The following is a 14,167-nucleotide window of genomic DNA, read 5'->3' as shown; positions in this document are numbered from 1 at the left end:
CCGAATGCTCAGGCCGGTTCCGGATGCCAGTTGGCGCAGGGTGTCACCGTGAAGCCGCGGCTGGGGAAGACGGTGTCCATGAAGAAGTCGTGGACGGCCGGATCACCGTCGGCGCAGCCGTCGCGCAGCACGGCCACCCGGTATCCGCGATCGGCCCCGTCGTAGGCGGTGGCGGCGACCATGGCGCCGGTGGCCACGCCGGCGATCGCGATCGTGTCGACGCCGCGCGCCCGCAGGACGAGGTCGAGGTCCGTGCCGGCGAACGCGCTCGTGCGGCGCTTGAGCACGACGACGTCCTCGTCGGCGATCGGCAGGGCGATCTCGGTGCCGGCGGTGCCCTCGTGGAAGGTGTCCCCGGCCTCGTAGAACGTCCGGTACAGCGCGTTGTCCGGAAGGAGATCGGCCCCGTTGCCGCGGAACGCGAAGTGCACGAACACCACGAGAGCACCGGCGGAACGGGCCCGCGGCAGCAACCCGGTGAGCGGGGGCAGGACTTGTCTGGCGAAGGGATAACTGCCGGTGATGCCCTGTTGGAGGTCACCGATGATCAGTGCGGTGGTCACGACAATCTCCCGTCGAGCCGCTCCATCCGGCGGCCGTGATGAGCCAATTGAGATCACAATAACCGCGACTTGAGATATCAACAAGATCTCACCCGTCGGCGAGGCGTTGGATGGTGGTGGCCGGCCAGGCCTGAAGGGCGGCCGGGTCGCCCGGCTCGGAGCGCAGGATGCGTCGGCGGGCGGAGACGCCCAGGACGAAGGCATCGATGGCCGCGGCCCGGCCGTGGGCCTCCGCGTCGGGCAGACCGGTGCCGCGCAGGTAGCGGTGCAGGGGTTCCAGGAAGTTCCTGTCCAGGAACGCGGCCAACGCCTCCGCCGCCTCCGGGCGTTCGCCGGACGCGCGGTGCAGGACGAGCAGCGGATCCTCCCCGGATGTACCGAACCACCGTTGCACGATGCTCGCGGCGAGGCGCGAACCGAGCGTGGCGAGGTCGCCCTCGACCGAGTGCTCGACCGGCGGCCTCGCCGCGTGGATCGTCGAAAAACTGGAATCCTGCTCCGACGAGGGGGCGTTCACCCCGGACGAATTGCTCACCTGGGTCACCGCCTACTGGGCCACCGGCACGATAGGCACCTCTTTCGCCACCTATGCCGAACCGGTCACCCTGCCCGGCCGCATCGACACACCGACCGTGCTGTCCGTGTTCGCGCACGACCTCAAACCGGAACCCCGCAGCTATGCCGAGGTGTTCCTGAACATCCGCGAATACGTGGCGCACCCGGCCGGCGGCCACTTCGCAGCCTGGGAACAGCCCGAAACGTACGTCGGCGACCTGCGGCGGGCGATCGACCCGGCCCGCTGAGAGCGACCCGCGACCCGCGACCCGGCGCCCGGGAGCAGGCAAGCCCCGGGTTTTCCCACGGTTTCGCCAAGCGCGCGTGTGCGCGGAACACGCGCGGCTAGCGTGAACTACGCACTTCGTATTCCCGCCGACAGCGCGGGAGTTCGTGAACCGGAACAGGGGGTGGGCCGGTGTCGACCGGTCGGATGTCCAGGGTGATCGTGGTGGCGAGCGGTGTGCTGATGGTCGCGACGCTCGCCGGGTGCGGCGGGTCCTCCTCGGACCACAAGACCGCGGGCGCCACGGCGACACCGCCGCAACCGCGCGCCACCGTCCCCATCGCGACGTCCGCGGGCACCTCGGGCGGCACGACCACCGGCGGCTCCGGCGAGGGTACGGGTGTGCCGACGGCGCGACCGCCCTCCGCCTCGACGTCGGCAGGAGGCGGCTCGGGCGGCAACGCGGCGTTCTGCGCCGACGCGGTCAAGACCATGGCGACCGACGACAAGCTCCACAACGGCCTGCCCGACGCGCAGACGATCGTGGTGTGGGACCGCATGAACAACGAGGCACCCGCGGCGATCAAGAGCAGCGTCGACAACGTCGACCGCCAATTCCACCAGCGGGTCGAGCACGGCACGATGGACGACATCGGCGGCTTCGCCGTGGCCTACCAGTCGGTTCTCGAGTGGGTGGCCGGGAACTGCGGTCTGACACGTTCGTAACCCGGGCACGGCACGACGAGCGGCACGTCGGCCGTCGCCGCGCCCGGGCGCGATATCAGGGTCAGGGACGGGAGTCCGCGTTCGGTGTCGCCGGCGACTTGCCGTCCAGGACCGGACGCTGCGGCAGCGACGCGCGCGGCACCTCGAAGCGGGCCAGCCGGATGTACGGGGCGAGGCATTCCGGCGGCGGGCTGCGATCGGGGAGGCGTACGTCGAGCCGGAGCAGGTTCCCGGTCGCGAACAGCCGGGCGCCCTCGGGGTCGAGGCAGCCCGCGTCGACGGTCACGGTGACCACGACGTTGCGGGCGAAGTCCGTTGCGGGGGTGGGTTCCGCCGGGCGCTTGTTCGGGCTGCCGGCGAATACGCCCGCCAGGATGTCCGCGTCCTGTGCCGCCGATTCGGCGATGGCGAACACCTTGGGCAGGCCGCGTGCCTCGGCGAAGGAGATGGTGCGCGTGTCGACGCGTCCGTCGGCGGGGACGGCGGGGGTTCGGGTGCTCGTGGGCGTTGCCCGCGGTGGCGTCGTGTTCGGCGGGATCGCCGTCTCGGCGGGGGACACGGCAGGGGAGGCGGCGGGCGAGGTGACGGGGGCGGTGCCCGGTGCGCCGACCGGTGTGTCGGACACGGAGCGGATCGGCTTTCCCATCGCGTTCTTTTCCTCGCCGTCATCCGCGTACATGAGCCACAGGGCGACTCCGATGCAGGCGACGGCGAACAGTCCGGCGGCGATGATGAGGATCGTCCGGATGGTGGCGGGTGGTCGTGCATTCGACTCGGCCATGGTGATGTGACGTCGGCGCCCGAGGGACGGTTCCCGACGGGGACAAGTCGCAGGGCCTCTTCCGGTTCGGCGCCGGAACCGGGCGAAACCCGACGTGGGCGCGGCACGGAGCCGCCGCGACTCAGTTGTCGTTCGCGGATCGGATCAGGCGGTCGAGCGTCCGAGCATCGCCGAGCAGTGGCTCGTCGAATTCCCGGGAGCCGGTGTACGTGGCATCGATCACCCGGTCCAGGAAGAGCCTCATGCTGTCGGCGGGGGCGATTCGGTGAATACGTTCCTCGTTGTCCTTGCGGATCGTCACCCTCGCCTCGTTCTCCGGTGGCATGGAGAACGGACGCTCGATGTCGACGACTTCGTGTCTGCCCAGCAGTTGCAGCGCATTGCGGTAGGTGTTGGTGAAGCCGAAGTGGCCGACGACGGTCCTTCCTTCGGCATACCGGGCCAGTGCGCTGTATGAGAGGTCGAGGCCGTCCGCCGTGCGGTCGGCCACCATCACGCTGACCTCCTCCGGCTCCAGATCCCACAACACCCGGCCCAACGACGCGAGATACGGCCCGGTGTCGAGGAGCGCACCGCCGCCGCGCCCCCGATCATGGCGGAAGTCCCCCGCCGGCACCGGCGGGGTGAAGACGGCCACCACCTTGGTGGCATCGGCGGCCGACTTCCGGACGACGGAGAACATCGGGTGGAACGAATAACACGTCGCCTCGGCGAGCACGAGGGACGACGACCTCGCCAGTTCCACCATCTCGGCCGCCACCCGCGCGTCGGACAGGGCCGGCTTGTCGACCACCACATGCCACCCCAGCCCCAGCGCCTCCCGGACCGCGACGGCGTGTTCGCTGTTGACCAGTGACACATACGCCAGGCCCGGTGCGCGCGTGGCCAACGCGCCGCGCCAGTCGCCGTGGAGCCGGCCCAGCTTCGCGATCCCGGCCACGTCGTCCGGCGTGGCGTGCCGGCCGGCGATATCGACCGTGGTGATCTCGGGCATCGACGCGGCGGCGGGCAGCACCCGACGCCGGGCGAACCTCGACAGGCCGATCAACAGCAGTTCCGTGGCCCTCACCCGGAACCACGCCCGTAGATGCGCTCGGCCACGGCCAGTTTGGCGGTGCGCAGCTCGGACAACCGCTCGGCACTGTACCCGCCGATGGTGGGGCGTTCGGGGATCTCCGACGGTCGGAGCAGCCGCCAGCCGGAGCCGGAGTCGATCAGCGAACGATGCTTGATGTCGTAATAGTCGTCCCGCACCACCAGGGCCACGCCGTGTGCGCCGGCCGCGCCGGCCACCAGGTGCGGATGGAAGCGGGTACTGATCCAGCACTGGCCGGCGCGCGCGGGCAGGCCGCGGGCCAGGACGTCGCCGAGCGAGTATCGGCGGGCACCGGGCAGCAGCGTCTCGGCGACGGCCAGTACGTCCCGATCCTTGTCGGGAGAGCACTCCAGCAGGCCCACGTCCGTCACCCGCCACGCGCGCAGGACCTCGGCCACGAAACGGACCGTCGCCTCGGCCGCGCCCTCGTTCTCGGCCGGCAGCGACTGCACGCTCACCATGACCTCCGGCACCTCCTCGTCCGCACGCAGCAGGTGCGGGCCGAATCCGAGGAACATGTCGTCGCAGTGGTCGACGGACGCGGCGAGCCCGGCGAACTCCGCGGAGGCCGCGTCCCGTACGTCGACCATGTCGAACCGTGCGATCAGCGACCGGGTCGGCCCGGCGGCGTCGACCGGCGGCCACAACCCCTGCCCGGTCATCGCCGTCCGCGCGCCGCCCGTCTCGGCGGCGACGGTGATGCCCGCCAACAGCCCGACGAACACCGGCCAGATGCCGTTGAGGAAGCCGCCGCCGACCAGGTGCACCACAAGCGCGCCGCGTAACACCGCGATCTCGTCGGCCAGTTCGGGCACGGAGGCCGGATGGCGCACCGCACCCGCCACACCCGCGCAGGTCACCGCCGGGTCGTCGCCGGGCCAGTGGCGCAGGCACAACCGCCACAGCACGCTCGTGAAACGTGCTCGCGGATGCACGCCGCCCAGGTGCCCGACGGCCACCTCGGGATAGAGGCAGTCCACGACCACGTCGACATCGGGGGCCACCCGGGCCAGATGCCGCAGCCAGGTGCTCGCGATGAGTTCGTCGCCGTAGTTGGGAATTCCCGCCGGGCAGACGAGGTAGTACGGGCGGTGCTCGTCGTCGCTTGTGAAAGGCATGAAAAGGCCGATTCCTCAGGTGCGATGGAGTGCGGTCAGATGCTCCAGTCGGGAAACGCAGTCCGTCGGGGCGGGGTCGGACATCGTGTCGACGTACAGCCGATGGGCACCGGCTCGGAAGCCCGGATCGTCGAGCACCCGAACCAGCGCCTTGCACACGGTCGCCCCCGCCGGCTCCACCGGGTCCAGCGCGAGCCCCGCCCCGTAGCCGGCCACCTGGCGCGCGGTGACCATCTCGTCCCACATCGGCTGTGGAACGATCACCTGCGGCACCCGGAAACCGGCGGCCGCGGAGAAGGTCCCCCGGCCGCCGTTGTGCACGATCGCCGAACAACTCGGCAGGAGCAGGCCGAACGGCACATAGCCGATGGGCCGCACATTCTCCGGAAGCCGGCCGAGGGCGGACATCCGGTCGGCCGTCATCGTGGTCAGCAGATCCGCGTCCAGTTCCGCCGCCGCGTCGAGGAAGTCCCGCAGCGGAAAGGCCAGTGTGCGCCGGTGGATCTCCTCCCTGGTCATCCCGAGCGTGAGCACCACCCTGGGCCGCGACGGCTTCTCCCGCAGCCACGGGGAGAGTTCGGCCGCTCCGCCGAAGGGGATCCGACGCATCGGCACGGTCGTGCCGCGGGCGCGGTACGGGTGGGGGCGGCACAGATCGACGGACCACTGGCCCAGCAGGGAATCCTCGGTGAAGTCCAGGCCGTACGGATCGAGCAGCGGCCGCAACCACTCGGCGCACGGATCCTCGAGGTCCTGCGCCGAGGCGGCGCGTCGCTCGTCCAGGTCAGTGCGGATCCGGTCCCGGAGCATGCCGATCGTGTCCATGCCCCAGACGATCCGGGCATGTGCGGCGCCGCAGAGCCGCGCGGCCACCGGAGCGGGGAACACGAGCGCGTCCCAGAGCAGGAGATCCGGCCGCCAGGAGTCGGTGAACGCGACCAGGTGCCGCAGCAGGCCGCTCCGTCCGCCCACTTCGGAATCCGGCGCGTACACCTGCCGGTACATGAAGCGCACGGCCGCACGGAAGCCGTTCCACCGACCCTCGTCCCGCTCGTCCGGGTCCATGGCCAGGAAATCGGACTGGTTGTGCTCGCCCGGGCGGACCGGGGACACGTCGCCTTCGCCGCCCAGGGGCACGGCGTTCAGGCCGGCCGCCTCGATGTACCGCGTCGAGTCCCGCTCCGGGCCCCAGTCGCCGGTCAGCACCACCTCGTGGCCGGCGCTCTGCAGGGCCCACGCGAGCGGAATCACCGTATTCAGATGGGCTTTCACGGGCAGAGTCGCGAACACGACGCGCATGCGGATCTCCGTATTGTGAGCAGCCGTCCCCCGAACCGGAGTCCAGCCTCACGGGGTTCGTCGGCGATTGCACGCATCGTTGGGCCGAACGAGTTCAAATCCACGCCGCGACTACTCCGTATGGGTTATGCAGCCGCGGTCCGGGCCCCGGCACCCCTCAAGGCCGGCAAGGATGGTGCCGGTAAGCCGAGTTGCGGTCGGCACAGTGGTTATGACCCTCCCGTCGTTGCGAGTTGCCCCGCCCACAGACCGTACGGGCTCACCGCCCAGGGGAGTTGTCCCGAGATGCGGAGGACATCCATGACGAGAGCCGCCGTCGTCGGAGCCGGATTTCTGGGCACCGCCCTCGCCATCGGCGCCGAACGCCGCGGCTGGGACGTGACCGTCATCGGCCGCTCCGATCCGTACGCGCTGCGCGAGCAGGCCACATCCACCGGAAGGCTGCGCCTCGTCCCCGGCGACGGAGCCCGCGAACTACCGTCCGTGCTGGGCCCGGACACCGACGTCGTCGTGATCGCCGCCGGCGGCCGATTCCCGGTGCCGTCGGCGCACGCGCCGGCCGCCGACGCCGTGGACACGCTGTCGCTGCTGATCAACGTCTGCGAGGCGGTGCGCACCCACAACCCCGACACCCGGATCGTGTTCCTCTCCTCTGCCGGCGGCGTCTACGCGCCGGGACCCGAGCCGGGACTGCGCGCCGAGACCCATCCCGCGGAGCCCACCTCCCCGTACGGCATGTCGCGACTGACGGGTGAGCACTACCTGGAGTTCTACCGAAGGGTGCACGCACTGGCCGGTACCGCCCTGCGCTGCTCCAACGTCTACGGCCGACTCCTGCCCGCCGCACGCGGGCAGGGCGTGGTGTCGGCGGCGTTCCGCTGCGCGCTGTCGGGTGAGCCGTTTTGGCTGCACGGAAGCGGCGCACAGCGGCGGGACTTCGTGCACGTGGACGACTTCGTGCGCGCGACCCTCGATCTGCTCTCGTTGCCGACGGGCCCGCCCGCGACGGTCAACATCGGCTCCGGGGTCAGCTATTCGGTGGTGCAGGTCCTCGACCGGGTCGCCACCGTGCTGAAGAAGGACATCACGATCGCGCAGGGACCGAGCTGCGCCACCGACCTCGGCAGCCTGGTGGTGGACACCTCCCTGCTGCGATCGCTCGTCGATTTCGTGCCGCTGGACCCGGACACCGGCATCGAGAAGATGGCGCGCCGGCTACGGGCCGACGCCGGTCAGGAGTTGTGGTGAGCACGATCCGGGTGGGCACGCCGCGCGAAGGGCGAGTGGGATGTCGATGCTGATCCGCGGCGCCGAGGACTTCCTCTCCTCGGCGCAAACCCTCGAGTCATCGCTGACCCCGGACCCGGAGGCGTTTCTCAAGGAGCGCGAGGCCGCGGCCACGTTCCGCACGGACGAGGTCCCGCTCGGCTCGCTCACGAACTGGCATCTCGGCGACCGGATCAGCCATTCCTCGGGCCGCTTCTTCGCCATCGAGGGGCTTTCCGTCCGGACGAACTTCGGCCCGACACCCCAGTGGTACCAGCCGATCATCGTGCAGCCGGAGATCGGCGTTCTGGGCATTGTGGTCAAGCGCATCAACGGCGTCCACCACTTCCTGATGCAGGCGAAAATGGAGCCGGGAAACAGTGCGCTGGTCCAGTACTGCGCCACCGTGCAGGCCACACCCAGCAACTACCAGCGGGTGCACGGGGGTCGGTCGACCCCCTACCTCGACTACTTCCTCGACCCCGGCGCGCGCACCGTCGTCTTCGACCAACTCCTTTCCGAACACTCCTCGTGGTACCTCTACAAACGAAACCGCAACATGATCGTCGAGGTGCCCGAACACGAAGAGGTGCCGGTCGTCGCCGACTTCACCTGGCTCACCCTGGGCCAGCTCCGCGCCCTGCTCGCCCAGGGCAACCGGGTGAACATGAATGCCCGGACCGTGTTGTCCTCCATCTCCTACGCGACCCCGGAACCGCCGGCGGTCATCGAGCACGAACCCATCGGATTGCAGGGGGAGGTCGTGCGATCACACCGCAGCGGGGCCTCGGACGAAGCGCTCGCCTCGGCGATGACCTGGCTCATCGACCAAAAGGCCACCTTCAGCCTCGACGTCAAGCGCATCGACCTGCCCCGGATGGCCGGATGGATCTGCGACGAACAGGGCATCCGGCACCACGAGGGACGCCACTTCCGCATCGTCGGCCTGTCGGTCGGCGCCACCAGCCGGGAAGTGGGCACCTGGACACAGCCGATGTTGCGGCCCAACCCGGGCAACGTCGTCTGCTTCGTCTGCCGGCGCCATCGGGGCACCCTGATGTTCCTCGTCCAGGCGATGGCCCAACCGGGCGCCACCGACCGGGTCGAACTCGCCGCGACGGTGCAGCTGACCCCGGGCAACTACCGCGGTTCGCGGGATCTGCCTCCGCTGGCCTCGGTGGTGCACTGCGACCGGTCGTGGGTGGTCGTGGACGCCGTACAGTCCGAGGACGGCGGACGCTTCAGGCACGCCGACACCAGGCACCTGGTGATCCGGGTCCCGGACGACCAGGTGATCGAGGCACCGGCGAACTACCGTTGGATGACCCTGGGGTTGCTCAACCGACTCATGCGCCTCGGCTACTACGTCAACGTCGAGGCGCGCAGCCTGATGGCCTGCCTCCTCTGACCCGAGGCCACGTGCCCGGCCGTCATCCTCGCGGTTCCCCGACCTGGCGCTGCGCCGTCGTGTACTTCCCCAACTCGCTCGCGCGCAGGGCCGCGTTGTCGTGGATGCCGATGACGTAGCCGTCGATGTCGCGGAAGTAGAACACGCGTTGCCCGACATCGTCGCTGAGCGGGCCCTTGATCACCGTGGTGTTCCGGGCGACGCGGTCGTGGAATCCGTCGAAGTCCTCGACACCCATGTACAGCATGCCGGCCAGGCCGATCGGGGTGTCCGCGAGTTCGGGCAGCCAGTTCTTCAGGTCGGCGTTGCTGTACAACAGCCCGCAGAAATCACCCTGGTAGAGCAGCATGTGGATGTCGTCGCCGGGGCGCGAGACGGCCGAGTCCACGTCGAACCCGAGCGTCTCGTAGAACTCAATGCTGGCCGCTGTGTCCTTGACGCTGATGCACGTCGCAAACGGCATGGCAATCTCCCGTGGTGGTCGCGGGTGGGGTGGAGTAGAACTGTTCGGCCCACTTGCGATAGCGGCCGATGGGCCCGTCGCCGGGTGCCAGGCGTGGGGTCTCGCGATATTTCTGGTAGTGCCACACCGGCAGGTCCATGGCACCGCCGTGGGCGTGGATGAGATGGAAGGCGTCTCGAACCAGGCGCGCGGCCACGGTGCTTGCCGGTTTCGACCACATCCTCGGCAGTCGCCCGCTCGGTGCGACCTTCGCCGTGGCCGCGAACCGGAACTGGACCCGCCAGGGTTCGACGGGATTGGGGAGGGCGAAGAACCTGGTCGCGACGTGGTCCGACAGGGCGCATTCGATGACGGTCAGGCCGAGGCCGTACACCCGGAAGGTGTACTGCGCCGAGATCTGTCCCATACGCGAGAGTCTTTGCACGACCCGGAATCGCCCGCCGCACTCCCGGCCGTCGAAGGACACATCGGGGGCGGCGGCGAGTGTTGCTCCGTGCAGGTGTTCCAGGTGCCCGAAGTCGACGACGTTCTCCGTGATCTGCTGCGGGTGTCCGGCGACCTCGTACATCGTCCCGCGAGGGGTTTGCCAGCCCGAGGTCGAGATGGCCGGCGGCTCCCACGTCGGGGGCGAGCCGTCGCGGGCCCGCCAGACGAGGATCAGGCCGCCGGTCTCGCGCACGGGCAGCGTGTCGAGCGTCGCCCTGGGCGCCGGCCCGCCGTAGGCGGTGCGCCGGCAGGGCCCGTCCAGGCTGAACACGAACCGGTGGAACCCGCAGACGATGTCGTCGCCGGAGACGGTGCCCAGCACGCCCAGGTGCGCCCCGAGGTGCGGACAGTGCGGGCGCAGCGCGCGGAGTCGGCCGCTCGCCCCGCGGGCCAGGACGACGTCCTCGCCCGTGGACCGCCTGGTGATCACCTCACCCGCGGCGACCTCGTGGCCGTACCCGACGCAGAACCACCCGTCCGGGTGGGGCAGCGCCGCCGACGGGAACGCCACATGTGCCGGCGTGGCGCCCGCCCCCTCCCGGAACAGCCGCAGGGACCTGCGCCGGCCCGGAGTCCTCCAGGACATGACCCACTCCGTTCTCTTGGGTATCGGTGCGGGCGGACGCCGCGCCCCGGGGCGCGGCGTGCCGGCCCGCGCTCGATGTCACCACCGCACCGGAAGTTCGGCCGGCCCGCCGGTGACCGCGTCCGGACGCATCCGCACCGCGTCCGGGTCCACCGCCAATTGCAACGTCGGCAGACGGGCGACCAGTTGGCCGAACACCGCGTGCAGTTCGATGCGGGCCAGTGGCGCGCCGAGGCAGTAGCGCAGGCCGTGCCCGAAGGTGACGTGCGCCGATGCCGCGCGGGTGATGTCCATGCGATCCGGGTCCGGGAAGGCGGCGGGGTCGTGGTTGGCGGAGCCGTTGTCCAGCAACACCAGATCGCCCGCCCGGACGGCGACACCGTCGATGTCCAGGTCCCGGCGCGCATAGCGGGGGATTCCGCCGCCGCCCGTGTTCGAGGCGCGCAGGATCTCCTCGACCGCGCCGGCGACCAGTCCGGGGTCGTGCACCAGCGCCCGCCACTGGTCCGGGTTGCCCAGCAACAGCAGCACACCCATCCCGATCTGGACCACGGTGGTCTCCTGCCCGGCGAACAGCAGCGCCATCGACAACCCGGCGATCTCGTCGTCGGAGACATCCTCGGCCGCGCACAGCCGCGAGATCACGTCGTCGCCCGGCTCGACCCGCTTGCGCGCGACCAACTCATGGCCGTACCCGTACAGTTCGGCCAGCCCGCGCTGCGACCGCGCGGGATCACCGACGTCGGCGGCATCGGCGGTCCAGGCGCGGAACCGCTCGCAGTCCCGGTACGGAACGCCGAGCAGTGCACAGATGACCAGGATCGGCAGCGGCACCGCGACCATGGCATGCAGGTCCGCCGGCGGCCCGTGGGCGATCAACGCGTCCAACAGTCGTGTGGTCAGGGCCTCCACGCGCGGGCGCAGCGGTCGCATGCGCCCGGGCGAGAAGTGCGGTCGCAGGAGTGCCCGGGTGCGAGCGTGATCGGCCGCCTCCGTGGCGAAGTCGCCGAGCACCGCGTCGAACAACGTCTCCCCGGTGCGGGCCGCGGTCTCCGGGGTCGGATGGGTACGGCCGAGCCGGTCGTCGTCCAGCAGCCGGCGAACCTGTGCGTGACCGGTGACCAGCCACGCCTCGTCGCCCATGGCGGTGCGTACGCGGTGCACCGGGCCCCGGGACCGCAACTCGCGCAGCCGGGGAGCGGTCCGCAACGGCGCCTGTCGGAAAGGTAATTGCGCTGCGACCTCCATGCCACCTCCGGGTGTTCGATTCACGGGAGCGGTTCAGTCGTCGAGGGGTCGCGGTGCGCCGACGAGTGGCCGCTGTGCGACGACGAGGAGATATCCGAGCGCGGGCACGTCGATCACGGACTGCGGGTTGTAGAAGCAGGCCGCTTCGGTGTCGTCGAACTCGAAGCGGAGCTGCTCCGCACGCTCGGCCAGGAAGGCGAACGACCTGGGCAGGGTCTCGTCGGTGATGTCCCGCAGTTCCAAAAACCGTAGGCCCGATGTGCGGATCAGCTGCGGATAGTCGTCGATCCGCACGGTCGTCGAGCCCATGGTCTGCTGCAGGGCCAATCGGTCGGGGCAGGGCGACGCGCTGCGGCCGTGGAAGTCGGTGGCCACGATCCTGCCCCCGGGGCGGAGCACCCGCCGCATCTCGCGGTAGACCTGCATCCGGTCGGGCATGTGGCACATCGATTCGAGCGCCATCACGGCATCGAACGAGGCGTCGGGAAACGGCAGTTCCATGGCGTCGGCGAGGCGGAAGTCGAGGCGGTCCGGAAACGGCGTCTCCCGGGCCAGCGCCTCGGCGCGGGCGATCTGCTCCCCGCTGACCGAAATGCCCGTCACACTCGCTCCGGTGAGGCGAGCGATCCGCACCGCCGGCGCGCCGACGCCGCAGCCGACGTCGAGCAGCCGGCCGCCGGCGCCGATCCGCAGGCGTTCCAGCATGACGTCGGTGAGCCGATCGGTGGCCTCGTCGTAGGTGAGTTCGCTGTCGGGGGTGTCCCAATAGCCCAGATGCGCGTTGTAGCCCAGCTGTGCGTCGTCGCCGAGGAAGTCGGCGGCGATGCCGGTCATGCGGTCGTACAGCTGCCCGACCTCCTCGGCCACGGGGGCGGCCGGTGCCGCGATCCGTTCTTCCATCGTTGGTCCTCCTCAGGGGTGGCGGATGCCCCGGTGACGCGGGTGCGGGATGGTGTCGCGGGACACCATCGGGTCCGTCCGGCTCGCGCCCGGCGTGCGCTCGCGCAGGGACATCGGGAGCGAGCGGGGTGTGGACGACAGTCGTGGCGTGAGGCGTTCGCGGGCGCCGGGCAGCGGGTCGAGTTCCCAACGGGCCGCGATGGAGGCCAGTGCGAGGGTGGCCTCGGTCAGGGCGAAGACCTCCCCGATGCACTTGCGGGCGCCGGCGCCGAAGGGGGTGAACACTCCCCGGGGCGGACGGGGGCCGTCGTCGAGCCACCGGTCCGGGTCGAAACGTTCGGGCTCGGGGAACAGGTCGGCGCGGTGCTGCACGATGTGCGGGCTGTACAGCACGACCGAACCCGCCGGCAGCCGGCGGCCCGCCAGTTCGGTGTCCCTCGTGGTTACCCGGGTGAACAGCCAGCCCGGCGGGTACAGGCGCAGCGACTCCATGATCACCCTCCGGGTCAGGTCCAGTTTCGGGATGTCGTCGAACTCGGCGACCCGCCCGGAGAGCACGGCGTCGACCTCGTCGTGCAGTCGCCCGCGGATGTCGGGGTTGCGGCCCAGCAGGTACAACGACCACGCCAGCGAGGGGGCCGTGGTCTCACTGCCGCCGAGGTAGAACGTGAAGACCTGGTCGTGGATTTCGGCGTCGGTCAGCCCCCGGCCGTCCTCGTCGCGGACGGCCAGCAGGATCGACAGCAGGTCCCCGTGGTCCACGCCCGCGCGCCGGTAGTCGGCGGTGAGCCGGACCACGTAGCGCCTGAGCCGGGCGCGGGCCTGCTCGAAGCGGCGATTGGCCGGTGTCGGCAGCCGGTTCGGGAAGGACCAGGGCAGGAGCATCCGGCGCATCATGCCGGTCATCACGGTGTGCATGCACAGCCGCAACTCCTCGAACGTGGCGTCGTCGAGTTCGGCGGCGAACAGGGTGCGGGTGGCCAGACTCGCGGCGAATTCGTTCACGGCGACCAGCACGTCGAGTTCGCGGTTGGCCGACCAACCGTCGAGCATCGTGGCGATCTCGGCGGACATCACCTTGGCGTAGCCGGGTAGCCGGTTGCGATGGAACGCCGGTTGCAAGAGCCGACGTTGTTGGCGGTGCTCGTGGTGTGGGCAGGTCGCCAGGCCGTTGCCGGCGATGGTGCGCACGAGGTCGAAGATCGCCCCGCCCTTGTCGTAGGTGCGGTCGTCCAGGAGGACCCGGTGCACCAGATCCGGGTCGCAGAGCACATGGAACGGCACGGGTCCGAGCCTGATCTCGACCAGGTCGCCGTGCGCCGGCAGCGAGGCGAGGAAGTCGAGCGGTCGCCTGCCGAGTTGCACCGCGTGACCGAGCAGGGGCAGTGCTCCCGGAACCGAGCCGAACTTCGCGTGGTCCGTCATGTTCGCTCTTTCGTTCGGAAG

At 70.3% G+C, this 14,167-nt stretch carries 15 protein-coding genes; 4 read left to right on the top strand and 11 right to left on the bottom strand.

Translation table 11 applies throughout. The features are described from left to right. Positions 1 to 8: 8 nt before the first annotated feature. Complete coding sequence (locus ACFXKZ_RS38150) at positions 9 to 563, bottom strand: cysteine hydrolase family protein (RefSeq protein WP_380007751.1); 555 nt, start codon at positions 561 to 563, stop codon at positions 9 to 11. Between the two features lie 88 nt (positions 564 to 651). Beyond that, positions 652 to 957 carry a hypothetical protein gene (locus ACFXKZ_RS38145; RefSeq protein ID WP_380007748.1) on the bottom strand — a complete coding sequence of 102 codons (306 nt, stop codon included), beginning with the start codon at positions 955 to 957 and terminating at the stop codon, positions 652 to 654. A 1-nt stretch (position 958) separates the two neighbouring features. Between ACFXKZ_RS38145 and ACFXKZ_RS38140 the strand changes: the two genes are divergently transcribed. Continuing rightward, entirely contained in the window at positions 959 to 1,366 is a 408-nt protein-coding gene (locus tag ACFXKZ_RS38140) for a hypothetical protein (protein WP_380007745.1), read from the top strand. Positions 1,367 to 1,536: 170 nt separating this feature from the next. Beyond that, entirely contained in the window at positions 1,537 to 2,070 is a 534-nt protein-coding gene (locus ACFXKZ_RS38135; RefSeq protein ID WP_380007742.1) for a hypothetical protein, read from the top strand. Positions 2,071 to 2,131: 61 nt separating this feature from the next. Here ACFXKZ_RS38135 and ACFXKZ_RS38130 read toward each other — a convergent pair whose 3' ends face one another. The 4 genes from ACFXKZ_RS38130 to ACFXKZ_RS38115 all read right to left on the bottom strand — a co-directional run bounded on the left by ACFXKZ_RS38130 (position 2,132) and on the right by ACFXKZ_RS38115 (position 6,364). Continuing rightward, complete coding sequence (locus ACFXKZ_RS38130) at positions 2,132 to 2,851, bottom strand: hypothetical protein (RefSeq protein ID WP_380007739.1); 720 nt, start codon at positions 2,849 to 2,851, stop codon at positions 2,132 to 2,134. Positions 2,852 to 2,972: 121 nt separating this feature from the next. After that, a complete protein-coding gene (locus ACFXKZ_RS38125) occupies positions 2,973 to 3,920 on the bottom strand; it encodes a Gfo/Idh/MocA family protein (protein ID WP_380007736.1) in 948 nt (315 codons plus the stop codon). Next, positions 3,917 to 5,065, bottom strand: a complete 1,149-nt coding sequence (locus tag ACFXKZ_RS38120) for a polysaccharide pyruvyl transferase family protein (RefSeq protein ID WP_380007733.1) — start codon at positions 5,063 to 5,065, stop codon at positions 3,917 to 3,919. The genes ACFXKZ_RS38125 and ACFXKZ_RS38120 overlap by 4 nt, the downstream gene beginning before the upstream one ends. Before the next feature lie 15 nt (positions 5,066 to 5,080). Then, positions 5,081 to 6,364, bottom strand: coding sequence for a nucleotide disphospho-sugar-binding domain-containing protein (locus tag ACFXKZ_RS38115; protein WP_380007730.1), 1,284 nt, complete (start codon positions 6,362 to 6,364; stop codon positions 5,081 to 5,083). Between the two features lie 300 nt (positions 6,365 to 6,664). On the opposite strand from ACFXKZ_RS38115, the gene ACFXKZ_RS38110 reads away from it, so the two are divergent. After that, positions 6,665 to 7,612, top strand: coding sequence for an NAD-dependent epimerase/dehydratase family protein (locus ACFXKZ_RS38110; RefSeq protein ID WP_380007727.1), 948 nt, complete (start codon positions 6,665 to 6,667; stop codon positions 7,610 to 7,612). 40 nt (positions 7,613 to 7,652) lie between these two features. Beyond that, entirely contained in the window at positions 7,653 to 9,038 is a 1,386-nt protein-coding gene (locus tag ACFXKZ_RS38105) for an NDP-hexose 2,3-dehydratase family protein (protein ID WP_380007724.1), read from the top strand. A 22-nt stretch (positions 9,039 to 9,060) separates the two neighbouring features. On the opposite strand, the gene ACFXKZ_RS38100 is transcribed toward ACFXKZ_RS38105, so the two are convergent. From ACFXKZ_RS38100 to ACFXKZ_RS38080, 5 genes are all read right to left on the bottom strand, one after another. Continuing rightward, the gene (locus ACFXKZ_RS38100; protein WP_380007721.1) at positions 9,061 to 9,501 is read right to left on the bottom strand and encodes a VOC family protein; all 441 of its coding nucleotides are present in this window, start codon (positions 9,499 to 9,501) and stop codon (positions 9,061 to 9,063) included. After that, on the bottom strand, positions 9,452 to 10,573 hold the full coding sequence (locus tag ACFXKZ_RS38095; protein ID WP_380007718.1) for a Rieske 2Fe-2S domain-containing protein: 1,122 nt from the start codon (positions 10,571 to 10,573) through the stop codon (positions 9,452 to 9,454). Before ACFXKZ_RS38095 ends, ACFXKZ_RS38100 begins: the two co-directional genes overlap by 50 nt. 78 nt (positions 10,574 to 10,651) lie before the next feature. Then, positions 10,652 to 11,782, bottom strand: coding sequence for a cytochrome P450 (locus tag ACFXKZ_RS38090; protein WP_380007715.1), 1,131 nt, complete (start codon positions 11,780 to 11,782; stop codon positions 10,652 to 10,654). Between the two features lie 72 nt (positions 11,783 to 11,854). Continuing rightward, complete coding sequence (locus tag ACFXKZ_RS38085) at positions 11,855 to 12,721, bottom strand: methyltransferase domain-containing protein (protein ID WP_380007712.1); 867 nt, start codon at positions 12,719 to 12,721, stop codon at positions 11,855 to 11,857. Between the two features lie 12 nt (positions 12,722 to 12,733). Beyond that, on the bottom strand, positions 12,734 to 14,146 hold the full coding sequence (locus ACFXKZ_RS38080) for a cytochrome P450 (protein ID WP_380007709.1): 1,413 nt from the start codon (positions 14,144 to 14,146) through the stop codon (positions 12,734 to 12,736). Positions 14,147 to 14,167 lie beyond the last annotated feature (21 nt).

It is taken from the genome of Embleya sp. NPDC059237 (assembly GCF_042754105.1).
Lineage (GTDB): Bacteria > Actinomycetota > Actinomycetes > Streptomycetales > Streptomycetaceae > Embleya.
Note: the sequence above shows the minus strand (reverse complement) of the source record. Positions and strands in the feature narration are given on the sequence as shown.

What these genes read in the sequence shown, in the direction of transcription:
- ACFXKZ_RS38140 (WP_380007745.1), top strand. Translation starts at nt 959, where the DNA reads ATGCTCGCGGCGAGGCGCGAACCGAGCGTGGCGAGGTCGCCCTCGACC.
- ACFXKZ_RS38130 (WP_380007739.1), bottom strand. Translation starts at nt 2,851, where the DNA reads ATGGCCGAGTCGAATGCACGACCACCCGCCACCATCCGGACGATCCTC.
- ACFXKZ_RS38120 (WP_380007733.1), bottom strand. Translation starts at nt 5,065, where the DNA reads ATGCCTTTCACAAGCGACGACGAGCACCGCCCGTACTACCTCGTCTGC.
- ACFXKZ_RS38115 (WP_380007730.1), bottom strand. Translation starts at nt 6,364, where the DNA reads ATGCGCGTCGTGTTCGCGACTCTGCCCGTGAAAGCCCATCTGAATACG.
- ACFXKZ_RS38110 (WP_380007727.1), top strand. Translation starts at nt 6,665, where the DNA reads ATGACGAGAGCCGCCGTCGTCGGAGCCGGATTTCTGGGCACCGCCCTC.
- ACFXKZ_RS38105 (WP_380007724.1), top strand. Translation starts at nt 7,653, where the DNA reads ATGTCGATGCTGATCCGCGGCGCCGAGGACTTCCTCTCCTCGGCGCAA.
- ACFXKZ_RS38100 (WP_380007721.1), bottom strand. Translation starts at nt 9,501, where the DNA reads ATGCCGTTTGCGACGTGCATCAGCGTCAAGGACACAGCGGCCAGCATT.
- ACFXKZ_RS38095 (WP_380007718.1), bottom strand. Translation starts at nt 10,573, where the DNA reads ATGTCCTGGAGGACTCCGGGCCGGCGCAGGTCCCTGCGGCTGTTCCGG.
- ACFXKZ_RS38085 (WP_380007712.1), bottom strand. Translation starts at nt 12,721, where the DNA reads ATGGAAGAACGGATCGCGGCACCGGCCGCCCCCGTGGCCGAGGAGGTC.
- ACFXKZ_RS38080 (WP_380007709.1), bottom strand. Translation starts at nt 14,146, where the DNA reads ATGACGGACCACGCGAAGTTCGGCTCGGTTCCGGGAGCACTGCCCCTG.